A 17,699-nucleotide genomic window follows, 5' to 3' on the forward strand; every position below is an offset into this window, starting at 1 on the left:
AGGCAGGAGATTAGGAATGAATGTGAACAGAAAAAATGGACCGATGTATTTACAAATAAAAGAAATATTGAAGGATCGTATTTTACATGGGGTTTATGCCATCGACACAAACATTCCCTCCGAGCCTCTATTGGAAGAAGAATTTAATGTAAGTAAGGTCACTGTCCGTAATGCAATCAAAGAACTCGTGCAAGAGGGGTATGTTGAAAAGAAAAGCGGCAAAGGCACCAGGGTCATAGCTAATGGATCTATTGTCAAACTTTCTAAAGGAAAGCGTTTTACAGAGCTTTTGGTGGAAGAAGGGCACTTCATTGTAAAAAAGGTGTTAAACATAAGTCATGTTGACCTTTCTTCGGACGCTAAGCTGCATTCTTTATTTGGTGACCAATGCACAAAAATCGAACGAATATATTTATTGGACAATGAACCTTATATTTACTTTACACATTATGTTTCACTTAATATAAATCAAGAAGAGATTAAAGAGGTCCAAATCAATTCTTTGTACCGCTTTTTGGAAGATCAAAACGTCAAACTTGAAACATTCAGAGATGAGTTTGCCGTTGCTATCGCTCCGGATCACATTTGCGAAACACTGAAAATCGAAAACAATAGTCCAGTATTGAAAAGGATTCGGATTTCCAGTGATGGGGACGGAAATGTTATGGAATACAGTGAAGGGTATTACAACACGGCTAAACAGAACTACATTGTGACATATAACGAGCCAGTACAATAATCCCATTTATTGTATTGGTTTGATTGTAAGCGATTTCTTAGGGATGGGGAGAACATATGGATCTATATTTATTAGGAATCACGCTGATAGCAATCGTAATTGTTATTTTGGGGGTATCATGGTGGAAATGGCATGCATTCATAAGCTTGACTGTAGCCAGTTTATTTTTAGCGGTTTTTTCCGGACTGCCAATGGACAAGATTGTAGGAGCTTATGAAACGGGTGTCGGAGCTGTCCTTGGTCACCTTATTGGAATATTGGCCTTAGGGACCATCTTAGGAAAGATGATGTCCGACTCAGGAGCTGGTATGCAGGTAGCTGACTTTTTCATTGATAAATTCGGCGTGAAGAACCTTCCATGGGCCATGCTTTTATCTGGTTTCATCATCGGTATTCCGGTATTTTTTGAAGTTGGTTTAGTCATATTGCTGCCTTTGGTCATTTCCATTCGAAAATCAACCAAAGTGAACATCTTGTTAATAGGTATTCCCGTGCTTGCTGGTTTATCGATCGTACATGGTCTGGTACCTCCGCATCCGGGAGCCATGACAGCTATTGGAATCTATAATGCAAACATGGGACACGTACTTCTGTACTCATTGATCATCGCATTCCCGACAGCTGTAATTGCCGGACCAATATTTGCAAAATGGCTTCATAAACGGGTCATTCCTGTTGGAGAACCTGAATTGATTCGGGTGGAAACAAAGTCAAGTGGATTACCGGGGACTGGAGTTTCGTTCTTCATCATCCTTTTGCCGGTTTTGTTGATGGTTTTAACTGTAGTGGCGCCTTATCTGTCGCTACCAGGTTCCATAGAAAAATTCCTATTGTTTATCGGAAGTCCAGTGATCGCCTTATTAATCTCCTGTTTTGCAGCTTACTATTTCTTGGGTTTCAGACAGGGCATGGACAAATCGCTACTTAAAAAGTTAACGGAAGAATGCTTATTGCCATTAGCTTCCATAATCCTTATTATCGGTGCAGGTGGAGGATTCAAGCAAATTTTAATTGATAGTGGCGTAGGGACTGCAATTGCTTCCATGTCTGAAGAAATATCATTATCACCCATCGTCCTTGCTTTCCTTGTGGCCGGATTGATTCGGGTTGCCACAGGTTCTGCAACAGTCGCTTTGACCACGGCAGCAGGAATTGTATCACCGGTCGTTGCCAATATGACGGGTGTTAATCTAGAATTACTCGTTATTGCCACGGGCGCAGGCTCACTTATGTTTTCCCATGTTAATGACGCCGGTTTCTGGTTAGTAAAAGAATATATGGGATTAACCGTAAAAGAAACCTTCAAAACATGGACAGTCATGGAAACCTTGCTTTCTTTCGTGGCATTCGGTCTGGTTTTAATTTTGGATATATTCATATAGTCAACAAAGGATGCAATTGTTGAATAAATAACTTTTACCTCCGTGATATGTCTTGGGGTGACATATCACGGAGGTTTATTTATTGAAAAGCTTTCTGGGAAGGGATCTCTTCTAAAGTAAATGAAAAGGATTGAATATAGTTGCCTTAGCTATGGAAGTGATTTGACTAGTGACAAGGGCAGTTTTCACCCAGAAGACGTTTGTTTTGCTCCTCGAAGATATAGGTCCTGACAAAGACTTCTATATTGTAAGATTGATAGCTTCCCGTTTACATATTCATCCTGAATATAATCCAATAATTCATTGGCATGATTAGGCTTTTGACGTTTTTCCTGAATATAATGGAGTATTAAAACTTCTATATTCACACACTCACCTTACTTGACAAGTATTTTTTTCATTAACAATATAACATGGGTAACCGAGTAATTGTCATTTTTTGAATATTTTAACTATCGACATTTTTATACAAATAAAGGAATGATTAGGGATGAACGCGGGAAAAATTGACGAATTATTATCGGGAAATGCTAAAAAGAGCTATACCGACTGATATGAGCTCTTTCCAACTTTTATTGTGCCGGCTTGCATTTAGGTCCGCCCAAGAAAAAAACCCTTGATATTTCAAGGGTTGGAGATAGTCCATTAAACTAGTGTTCGTCTAATTTTACAAGGAACGTTCTCTTTAGACTTGTATCTTTTGAGCAGGCAAAGGTGATAAAAGCAGTTCTGCCGCTTCTCTCTTAATGGAGAATATATAAGCTCCCAAACCTAAGAGGGCTGCAAAAATCAGCATGGCGATCGAAGTACTGAAATCCCCGCCGGACAAGTCACGAAGCCACCCCATGAAATAGCTTGAAAAGCCCCCCATTATATTCGTGAATCCCATTAGTCCAGCAGCACGTCCTGCCGTTTCAGGTGTTGAGTATTTTACCATGAGCATATTACTTAGATGGAACACACCGCCTTGACATCCCATTGCCAGTCCCATACATAGCCCGGCCAAAATAGGATTGGGGATGAATACCGCTACAGTCAGAAAGACAGCCGTCAATGAAAATAGAATCGAGGCCATCAAACTTGGACGTCTGGTTTTGTCCGCCAGAAAACCGCATGCCAAGACAAACCCTAAAGCAAATAGCCAGGAAAGCGAAGTAATGCTCGACATCCCTTCCTTTTCGAATCCTTTTGCTTCGATGAGATAGGTAGGGAGCCAAATGCTGATCCCGAAAAAAAGGAAGGAGCATACGAGCATGCCGAACCAGACTATCCAGAAACGATAATCCTGTGCGAAACTCTTACTCTCGGAAGGGATGCTTTCTTTCTCTTCATCATCCGATTGGCGAATGAAAGCCAATTCCTCCTTACTTATACGGGGGTGCTCTTCTGGTGTATTCCTCGTCAAAAAGATGAACATCGGGATATTAATAAACAAGTTGAAGGCTGCTAGCATAAAGAAAGCTGCTTGCCAGTGGAGTAAAGATATCACGAGCACCAAAACAACGGCTCCAATTGCAGGACCTAAATAGTTTCCGGTGAGCCATGATGCCTGGGCCCTCCCCAATTCTCGTTTATTAAACCAGTTAGAAATAAATTTACCGGAAACTGGAATCATCATCCCTTCGCCAAAACCGAGAATGACCCTGCTAATTAAAAACATTTCATATGAATTTGCTAGACCTGATGTAATCATGGTAAGAGTCCATACGAATAATCCGGCGATGGCTGTTTTTCGGGCACCTAATTTATCAATGATGAAGCCCCAAAAAAGATTTGAAACTCCATAAGCAATGGTGAATACAAAAGAAAGAAGACCGATCTTCGCGTTTTTGTCGTCGCCTGTCATACCAAGTGCATTCAAAAATTCTGGATCTGTTTGAATGATGGAAATGCCAACCTTATCAATTTGTCCAAAAAACCAAAAGAAAAAAATTGGAACGGCAATATACAGCCATCTTTTTTGCCCATTTAACATAATACCATCTCCTTATAGCTTTTAGCATTGCTTAAAACACTTACCATTGGAATAAGTGAATAACGGTTTCCTTTAGATAGGTACTAGTTTTGATTTTCTCCTTTAAGATCTGCATCCCGCCTTTCGTTAAAATAATGAAAGATAAATAAGTAATGGTATGTTTCGCAAGCGAAACAAAGTTTTACTTTCTTTACGATAAAATAAATATAATTGATTGTCAATTTAATATTTTGATAATTCTCCATTTTTAGAATAAATGATTCAATGGCCATTTTTAAATAATCCATTGGGATTCATGTTTAAAATCGACCTCCGTTGCACACTATTGTACGTTGTGGGGGAAAACATATAAGCAAATGAGTGGAAAGGCACTTATATAGGAATTAAAAAGAGAAGTGTATTTGATTTGTGTCAAAAAAAGGAATTAATATTAAGTTATTAAAAATTCTGACTTGTTTATATTGAATTTAAAATCAGGAAAATTTATAATTCATTTAGGTTGTTTTATATATGAAATACTTATTATGGAAAATCACATGATTTGGTAGAAAAATATTGATGTATTAAGATTCTTCATTTGTTCTTATTTGCATATTTAGATATATTTGCTGGATCGAGATGTCTTCGATAAGTCGTGTAATTCTATCGTTACGTCAATTAAGCTAGGCCCTTCAAATAGTTTTATAAATGTAATTATGCTTTAATTGACAAATAAACACTTAATATTCATGAAGAGTAAAGGATTGTGAGGTTGCAAGGATGCCAATTAGCCATATAGAAGAAAGCTCGATTCATTATCTGGAATCGGGTGAAGGAAAAGCGCTTGTTATCCTCCATGGTTGGGGAAACAATTCTCAATCGTGGAGACAACAGCTCGGTCAGTTGGATGATGAATTTAGAGTAATTGCCTGGGACGCACCAGGGTACGGTGAAAGTTCTGCTGGATACCGGTTCGTTGCCTTCTCTTTATCAAATTTAAACCAAATGGACATCCTTCTATATCTATCCCGACATTGGTCATGTGTGGTGAACTGGATCAGGTCACACAGGTTAGTGAATCAAGAATTTTTCATGAATTGATTCCTAATTCCGAGTTGGCCATGGTACCGAATACCGGCCATTTATGTTACCAGGAAGATCCAGGGGTTTTCAATGAATATGTTACCGAGTTTTTACTGAGACAAAAGGCAGGCAAAGATTGAAGTAAGCATGAAAAAATATTCACCAAAAGAAATTGCAGGAAGAGATGTACATATACTGCAAGTTCCTTCTAGGTAGTTGAGATGAAGAAATCTTAACAATAGGGTATATAGTTCGCAGAGAAATCAATAACAACGGGGGGAATACTCGAATGGCAAGCGAAGAAAAAGAGAAAGAGAAATATAGTGCTAATTCATTGGTAAGAGGGTTGGAAATCATTAAGCTCTTTAATGAAGTACAGCCGAGTTTGTCTCTTTCAGAAATTGCAAAACAACTGGGAGTAAGCAGAACGGTACCATATCGATTATTATTCACATTACAAAATATTGGTTATCTGTCTCAGGATGAACATACGAAACGTTACAGTTTAACGCCAAAGGTACTTGAATTGGGCTTCAGCTATTTGAATAGCTTGAAGTTCCAGGAAATTGTCCAACCTTATATGGAGAACCTGCGTGATGAAATCGGAGCCTCCTGCCATCTGTCCATTTTGGATGGACAGGAAGTTGTGTATGTTGGGAGTGCCCCAATTAGAGGGGTATCCGCTGTCAATGTGAACATAGGTTTGCGGCTGCCGGCACATGCTTTGGCCAATGGAAAATTGCTATTGGCCTATCAACCGAAAGAAATGCTAATGCAAATGTTCAAAATCTCAAACCTAACTCCTTATACAGATAAAACACTTACCACGCCGGGTGAGTTTCAAAAACAGTTGGAATCGATTCGGCAAAATGGTTATTCGATGACAAGCGGGGAATTCCACCCTGGCATCCGTTCTGTTGCCGCTCCGATTTTTGACCGCACAGGAAATGTATTGGCTGCCTTGAATGTCGTGGCGACGGAGTCGGCTTATCAGGAAGATTTCATCGATAAAATCGCCTTGCCTAAACTCCTTGATGTTTCTCGGCAGTTATCCGTTTATATGGGATATAGTGGGGTGACGCCGTTTCAGCATGAAGATATCTGATCATGATTGAGTGCCAATCTAAAAAAATGAATAATCTTCGAAAGTGTGGATCCCCAACTCTAGGGTATCCGCACTTTTTTTGTGTTAAAAAAGGAATATGGTGGTTGCATCGTTCCAAGTTATACCAAGAGGGAAGAAGGTTTGAATTATAAAAATAGTTTTAAATATTCTAAAAACTCATTGACAATAAAGCGGTTTCATTTTAGTATTAATTCATAGACGAAACAATGTTTTGCTTATGAAACGCAATGGGGTTTAGAAACAACAAATAAGGGAGGAATTTTAAAATGACAAAAGAAACTTTTTCAGTGAAAGATTTTGAAAAGAAATATGTTGCCCGATTGAAAGACCGTACGCTTGATTGGGGTGTCTTGAAGTTCCAAGAAGAAATCGATCCAGCTTATAGACGTGCACAGATGAGATATATCGGACGCGGTGCCACCGCAAATAACGATACAAATGTAATTGCAGGTGAGCATTTCACTCTTAGTACAATGGTGCTGCCGCCGGGATGTATCGGGCCATTGCATCTTCACGATGATGTTGAAGAAGTGTTTTTCATTCTTGAGGGTGAAGTCACTGCGTTAATTCAAGAGGATAGCTTCAGTGAAGTGCATGAAATTAAACTAAGTGCGAGAGACTGCATCAGCAGCCCACCAGGGGTTTATCGGGGAATTAGGAATGACGGTGATGTTGAAGCGCGCATGCTCGTGATGCTAGGGGCAGTGAAGCCTAACTTGCCAACATATCCTGAAGGCAGCGAGCTGGAAGAACTGCGTAAACAACGCTCAAAAGAAAGAGAAGCCATCATTAAAGACTGATCATTTAGCCGAAAAGGGCACCTGCATTATGGAAATTAATGAGGCGCCCTTTTCGAATAGATTTTAATGTGGTCAATGCAAATTTTCTAAAGGTAATCTGATTTATGGGAGGTATAAAAAAAGATGCTAGGGATTACTCATTTACGACATATTAGCTTGATTACTCCGAATTTCGACGATCAAGCAGAGTTTTACGAAAAGGTTTGGGGACTGGATAGAGTGGATGCTCCGGATGAGGAGAACACCGTTTATTTTCGGGGGGCAGGACCGGAACATCATATTTTAAGCCTTCACAAGGGAGAAAAACGTGGGTTGCACCATATATCTTTCGGCATGGTCGATAAAAATGCGGTGGATCGAGCAGCGGGGATATTACAATCGAAGGGTGTTCGAATTATTGAACCGCCTGGATATTTGGATGAAGCAGGTGCTGGTTATGGCCTGAGGTTTATTGATCCGGAAAATCGCGTGATAGAGCTTTCGGCTTGGGTGGAAGTTCAAACGTCATTTTGGAACAATAAAAATGTTGATCCAGTGAAGCTGAATCATGTTGTAATGAACACTAAGAACTTGGATATGATCGTTGAGTTTTATACAAACGTACTTGGTTTTAAAGTTACCGATTGGAGTGAGCATCAAATGTCATTCCTGCGATGCAACAGAAAGCATCACTCCATTGCCTTCAATCAAGATGAACATGCGTCAGTCAATCATATCGCCTACGAAGTCGATTCCGTGGATGAACTGATGCGCGGCATAAGCAATGTGCGGAAAGCGGGACTGTCAGAACTTTGGGGACCTGGACGTCATGGACCTGGAGACAATATTTTCTGTTATTTTCAAGATCCAGGCGGTTTTGTTATGGAGTATACATGTTATCTGGAAACGATTGAAGATGAATCGGAATGGAGAGCACGTGTATGGAAACGGGTACCACATTTAATGGATCAATGGGGGATTGCAGGGCCGCCGAAACCCGAAGCCCGCAAAGCAATGGGCGGAGATCCCGATCCTGGCTGGGTGGACTCTGCTATAGATGATTCAGTCATGTCTAAAAAATGAGAAGGTATTCCACTTACTTCCATTTGTACTTGCGCTAGATGTATTGGTTACAGTGAAACAACTTCCTGTATTTTAAAGGACAGCGCACTTAAGGAAAATGGCTTTGAAAAGGAGTGACAAGATGGATTTAGGATTGAAAGGGAAAGTGGCTGTCATTATGGGCGGCACATCGGGCGTGGGATTAAAAACAGCAGAAATGTTTTTAGCTGAAGGAGCGAAAGTGGCTATATGCGGCAGAAGCACAGAGCGTATGGATAGTGCACAAAGTCAATTGCTCTCATTTGGCACTAAGGATGATATTTTTGCTTCAACCTGTGATGTCACCTCCAAATCGGATGTGGATTCTTTCATTAATGGTACGGCTGAGAAGTTTGGCGGGATCGATATATTGGTGAATGCAGCCGGTCAAAGTGTTATGGGATACTTTTTTGACATTACGGATGAACAGTGGGATGAACAGATTCAATTAAAGTTTTTTGCCATCATATATGCCGTTCGTGCAACGCATCCTCATTTAGTTAAAAGGGGAGGGGGGCGGATTATTAATATTAATGCAACGCTTGCTAAAGAACCTGAACGTCACATGGTAGCGACTGCAGCAGCAAGGGCTGGTCTCCTTAATTTAAGCAAAACCTTGTCCCAGGAACTGGCCTTTGACAACATACTGGTGAATTCAGTGAGTCTTGGATTGATCCGGACCGATCAATGGGAGCGAAGAAGATTGAAAAATGCGCCTGATATGGACCCGGAAGAATATTACGGAGACCTTGCGAAAAAACGGAATATCCCTCTCGGCCGCGTAGGGGAAGCGGAAGAAGTGGCCAGTGTCATTGTTTTCCTTGCTTCAGACAAAGCAAGTTATGTAGCGGGTTCGACGATTGAGACAGCAGGAGCGATCGGAAAGGCACTTTAAATATATTACTAAAAAAGGTAGGATAACGCGATGAAAATACAAGAAGAAATAGAGTTTACGACTGCCGATTCCATCGTAAAGGAACTAGTTCTAGCAGGAGTGGAAGCGGCTTTCGGGATTGTCAGTATTCACAATATGCCCATCTATGATGCAATTCTTAGAGAAGGGAGCATTAAACTCATTTGTTCACGCGGTGAGAGCGGTGCCGTCAATATGGCCGATGGATATGCCCGCGCTACTGGAAAATTGGGTGTAGTGATCACGAGTACCGGTACAGGGGCAGGTAATGCTGCTGGTTCATTAGTGGAAGCTTGGGCAGCTGGTGTTCCCCTTCTTCATCTTACTGGTGAGGTAGCTTCCTCTTATCTTGGTACAGGCAAAGGATACATACATGAGTGTAAAGACCAGCTTTCCATGATGAGCGGAGCGTGTAAAAATGCAGTGAGGCTAAGAAATCCTGAGCAAACTGCGGCAGTTGTAAGGAAGGCGATCCAAGAGGCGTTAGCTGCACCAACAGGACCGGTTACATTGGAAATTCCCATTGACTATCAATCGGCAATCATAGAAGATCTAACCCTCGAAGGACAACGAGCTTCAACGTCTGAAACAAATTCAACGCCATTCATTCCCGAACAAGCCGTGCAAAAAATGGTTGAAGCACGCCGTCCTGTGATATGGGCCGGGGGTGGAGTCATCACTGCCAATGCTTCGCAAGAGCTGCAAAAATTGGCGGAAATCCTTGGTGCAGCAGTTATAACCAGTCAGTCAGGAAAAGGTTCGATCCCAGAAAACCATGAACAATGCATCGGACATTTTGCAGCTTATGAAACAACAAAAGAGTTTTTGAGAAATGCGGATTTATTGATCAGTGTAGGTGTAAGATTCAGGGGAAATGAAACATCCAACTGGAAAGTGCCGGTGCCAGAGGAACATATAGCGATCGATGCGGATTGGCAGGCCATTAACCGGAATTATAAGGCCACGCTGGGTTTGGTTGGCGATGCAAAAGATATGCTAGCTGCCATCATTCAAAATCTGGAAGGAAATTCAGTGCAGGCTGAACCTTCTTATTTACGAGAAGTCCTTTCGCTTAGAAACGAAGTGCGTGCTCAACTCCGGGAAACGCTTGGACCCTATGAGCAATTTGTAGATGGCATGAGGGAGATATTACCGGATGATACCATTTTAGTTCGAGATGTAACTGTACAGGCAAACGTGTGGGGCAGCCGTTTATTTGAAATCTATGAACCGAGAACATCCATTCATGCATCTGGCGGTGGAATAGGTCAAGGTCTTCCAACAGCAATCGGTGCCCAAATGGGGTGTAAAGATAAAACCGTAGTTCTTATGGCTGGAGACGGTGGATTTATGGTGAATGTCGGGGAAATGGTTACGGCAGCCGAAGAAAACTTACCAGTTATCATCGTATTGTTCGATGACTCAGGCTATGGGGTTCTTCGCAATATTCAAACTGCCGCATATGGTCGGCAGGTAGCCGTGGATTTATTAAGTCCAGATTTTGTGAAACTGGCTGAGTCCATGCATTTTGATGCAGTACGGATTGGATCTGGAGATGAATTCATATCTGAACTGAAAAAAGCAAAAGAAAGACGTAAACCTTCAATGATCGTTGTTGATATGGATGCTGTCGGTCCAATGGCCAAGCCATTTGGTGGACCACCAGGAGCTGCGGAAGCATTTAAGCCAAAAAAACTATAAGGAGGATTGAGAATGATTTCGACATACCCATTTGTTTCAGGAAAATGCCTTGTTAATGGAGAATGGATAGAAATGATTGAAAAAGCCGATGTGATCAATCCCGCCAACACATCGGAAGTAGTTGGCCAGGTGGCAAAATGCTCTGGGGAAATCGTGAATGACGCGATTGAAGCGGCAGAAAATGCTTTTGAAACGTGGTCTCGCTCTGATGTCAGGGATCGGGCTAGCCGGATGAATTCAGCGGCAGAAGAACTTTCAAAAATAATCGAGGAAAATGTTACAGTGTTTGTACGTGAAAATGGCAAAACACTAGTTGAAGCTAAAAAGGATTTATTACGCTGTGTTGAAGTCATGAAGGGCTGCGCGGCAGAACTACTTGATTGGTGGAAGCCTGAAGTGCTCCCAGGAAATCAAAAAGTCCAAATCCGGAGAAGGGCAAGAGGTGTCACGGCAATTATCACACCGTGGAATTCTCCGATGATATTAACATTTAAAAGGGTCATACCTGCTGTCTTGGCAGGCAATGCGGTTGTAGTAAAACCTGCAACGAATTGCCCGTTAACGATAATGACCTGTTTAAAAGTAGTTGCTGAACATTTTCCTCCAGGAGTCATCAATATAGTCTCAGGATCAGGAAAAGCAATCGGCGACAAACTTTGTTCCGATTCCCGTGTACGGACAGTGGCGTTTGTCGGAAGTACAGAAACTGGAAAAGATATCATGAAGAAATCAGCTGGAAACCTGCAAAAAGTGTATATGGAACTTGGCGGCAATGATCCTGCCATTATTTTGGAAGACGCAACTATGGATGAAGCGGCGATCAAACGTTTGAGGATGGGGATTTTACGGGCTGCAGGTCAGGTGTGTTCTGCGGTTAAACGAGTATATGTCCATGAATCACGTTATGACGAGGTAGTTGAGAAGCTGACCAAAGAGTTTAGCCGGGTGGTAATTGGGGATGGCATTCAGCCTGACGTAACGATGGGTCCATTGAATAATAAAGTACAGTATGACTATGTGAATGGCTTGATCGAACGTACCGCTAAGGAAGGAGGAAACATAATCACTGCTGGCATTCAACTGAATCCTGAAACTTGGGATAAAGGTTATTATATGCTTCCTTCCATTATTACTGGTGTCAATCAGCAGAGTGAAGTGGTTAGGGTAGAACAATTCGGTCCTGTCATTCCAATTTTACCTTTCAATGATATTGATGAAGTTGTAAAATTAGCGAATGATAGTGAGTTTGCATTGCGTGCGTCTGTTTGGACCGATAATGAAGATATAGCTGTTGAAATGGCAGATCGACTCGAAGCTGGTGCGGTTTTCCATAATAATCATACCGTTTTCAGCGACTTGGCTCTGGATTTCCCTGGCTTAAAAGAAAGTGGTGTTTCCCGGGAAACAAGGCATTGCGGGCTGGAATTCTTTGCGGACTCATACGGGTTTGCTGATTGAGGAAGGATGAAACTATATGAAGTTAGGCTTAATCGGGTGCGGCAATATCGGGAAATTTCTGCTTCAGGCAATTAATAACGACGGACTTCTTCCAGGTGGGAAAATCGTTTCGATTTATGCCCGCCGTGAAGAAATCGCAGCTCAACTGGCTGAAGATTTCAGGACACAGCCATATAGTGATGTCGACGAACTCCTTAAATCGGATGTAGATTTAGTCATAGAGGCTGCAACGATTGAAGCTGCTGAAGAGTACTCATTGAAAGTGCTTAAAAGCGGGAGAAATCTCTTGTTAAGTAGTATAGGCGTGATGGCGAATGCTGCCTTCGAAGAACAATCAAACCAGATTTGCAAAAAAAATAAAGTGAATATTTTCCTTCCATCTGGTGCGATTGGAGGTCTCGATGTCCTTAAAGCGGCAAAAGCGGTGAATGGCCTCGATTCTGTTTGCATCACTACGAGAAAACCGCCAAACGCATTGCCCACAGGTTCTTCAGTGGAAGAAGAAACGGTTTTATTCGAAGGATCGGCTGCAGAAGCGATCAAACAGTTTCCGAGAAACATTAATGTCGCGATTGTGCTATCTTTGGCTGGTCTTGGATCTGAAAAGACGAAAGTGAAAATCATTGCCGATCCAAAAGTGTTTAAAAACAACCACTTAATTGAAGCGTCAGGTTCATTCGGGAAACTAAAGCTTGAAGTGGAAAATGATCCGATGCCAAATAATCCGAAAACGAGTTATCTAGCCGCATTAAGTGTTTTGGCTACTCTGCAAAACAAGGAAAAGAGCGTTCAAATCGGGTAATGAATTATTGGTCAAGTTTATGGAAGGGAGAGAGTAAGTATGCTTAAAACTGATAAATCCTTAGAAGAGATGTCAAAACAGCAAGTTGTCAACTATTTGAATGAAACCGTTAAACCAGAGGAAGGCGTTATACCTGCATACCTCCTTGGAGATCAAAAGGTTTATGATATAGAACATGAAAAAGTGTTTTTGAAAACATGGGTTTTTGTCGGTCATGAATCTGAAGTTCCCAACAAAGGAGACTTCATGACCCGTGACCTTGCTGGCTACTCGCTCATCATTACTCGTGATGCTGAAGGGGAAATCAGGGCGTTTTATAATATGTGCACCCATCGCGGAATGAAACTATGCCGTGCAGATAAAGGGAACAAGTCTTTATTTACATGTCCCTATCATGGATTTAATTTTAAAAACACAGGTGAGCTCGTGGGGGTACCATTACAAAAGGACATTTATGGGGGCACCCTTGACCGTTCAGAAATGGGCCTTCATAAAGTGAAGCTTGAATCTTATAAAGGTCTTTTATTTGGAACTTGGAATGAAGATGCAGAGCCGCTTGAAGAGTTTCTTGGAGATATTAAATGGTATTTGGACTTACTTGTAGGTCGTGCAGAAATGGAAGTTATCGGCGTCCCTCAAAGATTCGTCGTTAATTCCAACTGGAAAGTGGGTTCCGATAACTTTGCTGGTGATTCCTATCACACGATGGTCACGCACGGCTCCATCGCAAAACTGGGGATGGTGCCCAATGCTACCTATTCAAAGCGTGGTTTTCAAATCCATATGGATAATGGACATGGACTAAACTTAGGGACACCTAACCCTGACTTCGCTTTCCCTGAAGAATTGAAAGATGAATTTAAAAGTAACCTGACTGAAGAACAATATGAAGTGTTATCAAACTTAAAGAATATGATTGGAAACGTTTTCCCCAACTTATCCTTTTTAATATCCCATACAAAAATCAAAGACCAGTTCATCTCCAACACTTCAATTAGAATGTGGCGTCCAATCGGTCACAATAAAATGGAAGTGATCGCTTGGATGCTCGTGGAAAAGAACGCCTCCCAAGATTGGAAAGATAGATCAAGAGATTCGTTTATATTGACCTTTAGCCCATCCGGTATTTTCGAACAGGATGATACTGAAGTGTTTACTGATATTACTGAAGCAGCCCAAGGTCCAATGCCTTTCCTTAAGAACTTAACCTATAATTATACCATGGGACTACATCGTGATCCTGTTGATTTTATTGGACCGGGTATTGCTTACGATGATAAATTTACAGAAGCGAGCCAACGGAATTTTTACAAGTACTGGCTGGAATTAATGACGAAATAATAACTGGGAGGGGGAACGGAAATGAACGTGGAGAAAATGTTGCTTAAATGTGAATTTGAACAGTGGTTGTATGATGAAGCACAATTATTGGATGATATTGAATTTGATGATTGGTTCGATCTAATGCACACCAGCTTGCGTTATCAAATGCCTGTTCGTGTTAATAAAGAAGGGGTGGAACGCCCGGATTATTCAACGGACATGTTTACATTTAATGATGATATTGAGCTGCTGAAGCTGCGCGTGGATCGATTGAAAACAGATTATGCCTGGGCGGAAATACCACCATCAAGAACACGGCGTTTTGTCTCTAATGTACGCGTTAAAGATTTTGTAGAAGGTGAAAAGGCAGTCGTTAAGAGTTATCTGCTTATCTATCGAAGCCGAAGCACGGATATTCAACACGATTTGATTTCGGGGGAACGAAATGACGAATTCATATTCGAAGAAGGTAAATGGAAACTTTCCAAACGGATATTCATTGTTGACCAAACAACGATAAATACCAGGAATCTTGCTATCTTCGTATAATATGGACTTGGATAAAAGAGAAAAACAAGGAGGCTGGTTACAATGGCAATGGCGTTAAAGGATAAAGTAGTGTTGATTACCGGAGGCAATTCAGGTATAGGAGAGGCTGTCACTAGACGTTTTATACAAGAAGGGGCAAAAGTCAGCATTATCGGCCGCTCGATAGAAACGCTAAAGAAAATGAAAGAAGAATTTGGTGAAGAGATTCTCATTAACCAAGGTGATGTAAGTAAATATGAAGACAATGAGAGGGCTGTACAGGCCACTGTCAAGCAATTTGGAAAGCTGGATGTTTTCGTTGCCAATGCAGGAGTCTTTGATGGATTTGCTAAATTTGCCGACGTAACTCCCGAGGCACTTTCCGATGCATATGATTTTCTGCTCGATATCAACGTAAAAGGATCTTTCTTCGGTGCGAAAGCCGCTCTTAAAGAACTGCAAAAATCGAATGGCAATATTATTTTCACCGTATCCGGTGCTAGTTTCTATCCTGATGGCGGCGGGGTTTGGTACACAGCAAGCAAGCATGCTCAAATAGGGTTGATGCGCCAACTTGCCTTTGAACTCGCTCCGAATATTAGGGTGAATGCGGTTGCGCCTGGTGGTACACTGACAGCATTATCCGTCATCCCTTCTCTAAGTCCATTCGTGAAAATCGTGGATAATGATACGAAGGCCAAAAGCATAAAAAAAAGAAACCCACTTCAGCTTGCCCAGATGCCCGAAGATCATGTAGCTGCTTATGTCCTGTTAGCATCGGATGAAGCGCGTGCAATTACCGGAGAAGTCATTTCCAGTGATGGGGGATTGTCAGTTCGCGGACTGGGATGAGTTTATAACAAAATAAACGATGGGAAGTAGGTTAATAATTATGGCTGAATCACTATTGGGCAATAGGAATATTAATCAACTCGCATTTGTTGTAAAAGATATTGAAGCTGCTAACCTAGCTTTCACAAAACTGCTGGGCATTAAGAAGGCAGAACCATTTTTAACTGGGGACAGTTCTGTTTCGAAAGTCACTTTTAGAGGTGTGCCGACGGAATCAAAATCTAAACTGGCTTTTCTGAATACACCAACCGTGCAATTTGAACTAATAGAACCGGATAAAAATCCAGGAACGATGCGTGAGTTCCTGGATGAAGTGGGCGAAGGGATCCACCATATTGCTTTTGATGTTGACTCTATCCAAAAGAGACTGCCAATCATGGAGAAAAGTGGATACCCGGTTTTGCAAACGGGCGAATTCACTTCAAGTGACGGCAGATATGTATATGTGGATACACTGGATGATCACAAAACCTTAGTTGAACTGCTTGAAAGTGCAGAACCAAGACAAACGGAATGGGAAAGACCTGAAGATGCAAGAGTTCAGCCGCTATTAGGGACAAACAAAGTGGAACAACTTGCACTGGTTGTGAAAGATCTGGATGCGGCTGCAGATGCATATTGTGAGTTGTTGGGTATTGAAAAACCTCCCATCATTCATTCGGGTCCCACCGAAATTACAAATGTGATTTACAAAGGGCAGCCCACTGAAGGAAAATCAAAATATATGTTTATCGATACTCCGTTAATTCAGATTGAATTGATCGAGCCGGGCGAATCACCTAGCACGTGGAAAGATCATCTTGAAACATATGGAGAGGGAGTTCACCATATCTCGTTTGTCGTAGAAGACATGGAGGATAAAATGAGGATGTTGGAAGAAATGGGGTACCCGGTCATACAGACAGGGAACTTTTTTAACGGAAAAGGCCGATATGCCTATATGGATACATCCTCGACCTATAAAGTGATTATTGAATTGCTAGAACGTTTTGATGGGTAATCGTATTTCATTTGATCATCAAAAAGTGTTCCGAAAGCAATTATCTGATCCCTTTGAACTTACATAATCAGGAATATTGAACTCCAGGAGTCTATATATCCGAAACTTTTATTCACTATAATCTATAGTTCAGCCATTCATCAGCATACCCACTTCGCAGTTGATAAACTTACTGGACAAATTAAAACCGTAGAAAGCATTTACAAGGCAATGGGCAAGCGGGGGACTTCACCATTGCCTTGTACGGTTGGATAAAAGTGAGATATTTAGCAACAAAAGAAAAAAGTAGTTGACAAATAATTCTGAATATTAATATTATTAAAGGGCGTCCTTTTGTTCTAAAAATTTAATTTAAGATGTATACATGTATGCATCTTAAATTGTTAATCTTTTCAAGAAACAAACGGGTTATAACAAAAATTTGTACGTATGGAGGCTGAATGAATTGGAGATATCAGGAAAAATAAACTTTATTTATAGTACAGAAGTGATTTGGGAAGCTATGCATAATCCGGAATTACTAAAGAATGCCATACCAGGATGTCAAGATCTGTCATTAGTTGCAGATGGCGAATACGATGTTGAACTAAAGCTTGGTGTTGCAGCTGTAAAAGGTGACTATACGGGAAAGGTTAAATTGAGGGATTTGGAAGTGCCTTATCATTATATCTTAAATGCTGAAGGCAGCGGGAAGCCGGGTTTTGTTTCTGCGGAAATGGCCTGTAAAATCGTTCCTGATGGTGAGGGATGCCAATTAATTTGGGAATGTAACGCAGATATAGGTGGAATGATCGCTGGTGTGGGAAGCAGGGTCATTGGTGGTATTGCAAAATTCATGGCAGGTAAATTCTTTAAGGATATGGAGAAACAGTTAAAAACACATCAAAGAATTTGATGCGGTCATTCAAACCAATTTGAAAGGTGAAATAAGAATGGAGGGGTTCCTATCAAACCAGCT

Annotated in this window: 18 protein-coding genes; 16 read left to right on the top strand and 2 right to left on the bottom strand. The window is 41.3% G+C overall.

Annotated features, from left to right (window positions below; translation table 11 throughout):
- Nucleotides 1-16: 16 nt before the first annotated feature.
- Nucleotides 17-739, top strand: a complete 723-nt coding sequence (locus ACDZ29_RS22135; protein WP_289324885.1) for a GntR family transcriptional regulator — start codon at nucleotides 17-19, stop codon at nucleotides 737-739.
- Nucleotides 740-795: 56 nt separating this feature from the next.
- A complete protein-coding gene (locus ACDZ29_RS22140; protein ID WP_289316590.1) occupies nucleotides 796-2,121 on the top strand; it encodes a gluconate:H+ symporter in 1,326 nt (441 codons plus the stop codon).
- 185 nt (nucleotides 2,122-2,306) lie between these two features.
- On the opposite strand, the gene yppF is transcribed toward ACDZ29_RS22140, so the two are convergent.
- Together yppF and ACDZ29_RS22150 are read right to left on the bottom strand one after the other, a co-directional pair.
- Nucleotides 2,307-2,489, bottom strand: coding sequence for a YppF family protein (gene yppF, locus ACDZ29_RS22145; protein WP_289316589.1), 183 nt, complete (start codon nucleotides 2,487-2,489; stop codon nucleotides 2,307-2,309).
- A 317-nt stretch (nucleotides 2,490-2,806) separates the two neighbouring features.
- On the bottom strand, nucleotides 2,807-4,096 hold the full coding sequence (locus ACDZ29_RS22150) for an MFS transporter (protein ID WP_375088665.1): 1,290 nt from the start codon (nucleotides 4,094-4,096) through the stop codon (nucleotides 2,807-2,809).
- A gap of 759 nt (nucleotides 4,097-4,855) precedes the next feature.
- Here ACDZ29_RS22150 and ACDZ29_RS22155 point away from each other — a divergent pair.
- From ACDZ29_RS22155 to ACDZ29_RS22220, 14 genes are all read left to right on the top strand, one after another.
- On the top strand, nucleotides 4,856-5,176 hold the full coding sequence (locus tag ACDZ29_RS22155; protein ID WP_375088666.1) for an alpha/beta fold hydrolase: 321 nt from the start codon (nucleotides 4,856-4,858) through the stop codon (nucleotides 5,174-5,176).
- Nucleotides 5,116-5,298 carry an alpha/beta fold hydrolase gene (locus tag ACDZ29_RS22160; RefSeq protein WP_375088667.1) on the top strand — a complete coding sequence of 61 codons (183 nt, stop codon included), beginning with the start codon at nucleotides 5,116-5,118 and terminating at the stop codon, nucleotides 5,296-5,298. The genes ACDZ29_RS22155 and ACDZ29_RS22160 overlap by 61 nt, the downstream gene beginning before the upstream one ends.
- Before the next feature lie 149 nt (nucleotides 5,299-5,447).
- Nucleotides 5,448-6,263, top strand: coding sequence for an IclR family transcriptional regulator (locus ACDZ29_RS22165; RefSeq protein WP_289335481.1), 816 nt, complete (start codon nucleotides 5,448-5,450; stop codon nucleotides 6,261-6,263).
- A 287-nt stretch (nucleotides 6,264-6,550) separates the two neighbouring features.
- Nucleotides 6,551-7,084 carry a cupin domain-containing protein gene (locus ACDZ29_RS22170; RefSeq protein WP_289324890.1) on the top strand — a complete coding sequence of 178 codons (534 nt, stop codon included), beginning with the start codon at nucleotides 6,551-6,553 and terminating at the stop codon, nucleotides 7,082-7,084.
- Nucleotides 7,085-7,207: 123 nt separating this feature from the next.
- Nucleotides 7,208-8,146, top strand: coding sequence for a VOC family protein (locus tag ACDZ29_RS22175; RefSeq protein ID WP_375088668.1), 939 nt, complete (start codon nucleotides 7,208-7,210; stop codon nucleotides 8,144-8,146).
- A 121-nt stretch (nucleotides 8,147-8,267) separates the two neighbouring features.
- On the top strand, nucleotides 8,268-9,059 hold the full coding sequence (locus tag ACDZ29_RS22180; protein WP_289324892.1) for an SDR family oxidoreductase: 792 nt from the start codon (nucleotides 8,268-8,270) through the stop codon (nucleotides 9,057-9,059).
- Nucleotides 9,060-9,089: 30 nt separating this feature from the next.
- Nucleotides 9,090-10,778, top strand: a complete 1,689-nt coding sequence (locus ACDZ29_RS22185; protein ID WP_375088669.1) for a thiamine pyrophosphate-binding protein — start codon at nucleotides 9,090-9,092, stop codon at nucleotides 10,776-10,778.
- A 12-nt stretch (nucleotides 10,779-10,790) separates the two neighbouring features.
- Nucleotides 10,791-12,236 (top strand): aldehyde dehydrogenase family protein, encoded by a 1,446-nt coding sequence (locus ACDZ29_RS22190; RefSeq protein WP_375088670.1) that lies wholly within the window; start codon nucleotides 10,791-10,793, stop codon nucleotides 12,234-12,236.
- Between the two features lie 16 nt (nucleotides 12,237-12,252).
- The gene (nadX, locus tag ACDZ29_RS22195; protein WP_375088671.1) at nucleotides 12,253-13,038 is read left to right on the top strand and encodes an aspartate dehydrogenase; all 786 of its coding nucleotides are present in this window, start codon (nucleotides 12,253-12,255) and stop codon (nucleotides 13,036-13,038) included.
- Between the two features lie 39 nt (nucleotides 13,039-13,077).
- A complete protein-coding gene (locus tag ACDZ29_RS22200) occupies nucleotides 13,078-14,379 on the top strand; it encodes a Rieske 2Fe-2S domain-containing protein (protein WP_370014860.1) in 1,302 nt (433 codons plus the stop codon).
- Between the two features lie 21 nt (nucleotides 14,380-14,400).
- Nucleotides 14,401-14,910 carry a 3-phenylpropionate/cinnamic acid dioxygenase subunit beta gene (locus ACDZ29_RS22205; RefSeq protein WP_370014861.1) on the top strand — a complete coding sequence of 170 codons (510 nt, stop codon included), beginning with the start codon at nucleotides 14,401-14,403 and terminating at the stop codon, nucleotides 14,908-14,910.
- Nucleotides 14,911-14,952: 42 nt separating this feature from the next.
- Entirely contained in the window at nucleotides 14,953-15,741 is a 789-nt protein-coding gene (locus ACDZ29_RS22210) for an SDR family NAD(P)-dependent oxidoreductase (protein ID WP_375088672.1), read from the top strand.
- 19 nt (nucleotides 15,742-15,760) lie between these two features.
- A complete protein-coding gene (locus tag ACDZ29_RS22215) occupies nucleotides 15,761-16,741 on the top strand; it encodes a VOC family protein (protein WP_375088673.1) in 981 nt (326 codons plus the stop codon).
- Nucleotides 16,742-17,186: 445 nt separating this feature from the next.
- Nucleotides 17,187-17,636 (top strand): carbon monoxide dehydrogenase subunit G, encoded by a 450-nt coding sequence (locus ACDZ29_RS22220; protein ID WP_375088674.1) that lies wholly within the window; start codon nucleotides 17,187-17,189, stop codon nucleotides 17,634-17,636.
- Nucleotides 17,637-17,699: the final 63 nt, after the last annotated feature.

The organism is Peribacillus sp. RS7 (assembly GCF_041956845.1).
GTDB lineage: Bacteria > Bacillota > Bacilli > Bacillales > DSM-1321 > Peribacillus.

Bases quoted from the DNA above. Each gene is read 5' to 3' on its own strand.
- ACDZ29_RS22135 (WP_289324885.1), top strand. From the start codon at position 17: ATGAATGTGAACAGAAAAAATGGACCGATGTATTTACAAATAAAAGAA.
- ACDZ29_RS22140 (WP_289316590.1), top strand. From the start codon at position 796: ATGGATCTATATTTATTAGGAATCACGCTGATAGCAATCGTAATTGTT.
- ACDZ29_RS22150 (WP_375088665.1), bottom strand. From the start codon at position 4,096: ATGTTAAATGGGCAAAAAAGATGGCTGTATATTGCCGTTCCAATTTTT.
- ACDZ29_RS22155 (WP_375088666.1), top strand. From the start codon at position 4,856: ATGCCAATTAGCCATATAGAAGAAAGCTCGATTCATTATCTGGAATCG.
- ACDZ29_RS22160 (WP_375088667.1), top strand. From the start codon at position 5,116: ATGTGTGGTGAACTGGATCAGGTCACACAGGTTAGTGAATCAAGAATT.
- ACDZ29_RS22165 (WP_289335481.1), top strand. From the start codon at position 5,448: ATGGCAAGCGAAGAAAAAGAGAAAGAGAAATATAGTGCTAATTCATTG.
- ACDZ29_RS22170 (WP_289324890.1), top strand. From the start codon at position 6,551: ATGACAAAAGAAACTTTTTCAGTGAAAGATTTTGAAAAGAAATATGTT.
- ACDZ29_RS22175 (WP_375088668.1), top strand. From the start codon at position 7,208: ATGCTAGGGATTACTCATTTACGACATATTAGCTTGATTACTCCGAAT.
- ACDZ29_RS22180 (WP_289324892.1), top strand. From the start codon at position 8,268: ATGGATTTAGGATTGAAAGGGAAAGTGGCTGTCATTATGGGCGGCACA.
- ACDZ29_RS22185 (WP_375088669.1), top strand. From the start codon at position 9,090: ATGAAAATACAAGAAGAAATAGAGTTTACGACTGCCGATTCCATCGTA.
- ACDZ29_RS22190 (WP_375088670.1), top strand. From the start codon at position 10,791: ATGATTTCGACATACCCATTTGTTTCAGGAAAATGCCTTGTTAATGGA.
- nadX (WP_375088671.1), top strand. From the start codon at position 12,253: ATGAAGTTAGGCTTAATCGGGTGCGGCAATATCGGGAAATTTCTGCTT.
- ACDZ29_RS22200 (WP_370014860.1), top strand. From the start codon at position 13,078: ATGCTTAAAACTGATAAATCCTTAGAAGAGATGTCAAAACAGCAAGTT.
- ACDZ29_RS22205 (WP_370014861.1), top strand. From the start codon at position 14,401: ATGAACGTGGAGAAAATGTTGCTTAAATGTGAATTTGAACAGTGGTTG.
- ACDZ29_RS22210 (WP_375088672.1), top strand. From the start codon at position 14,953: ATGGCAATGGCGTTAAAGGATAAAGTAGTGTTGATTACCGGAGGCAAT.
- ACDZ29_RS22215 (WP_375088673.1), top strand. From the start codon at position 15,761: ATGGGAAGTAGGTTAATAATTATGGCTGAATCACTATTGGGCAATAGG.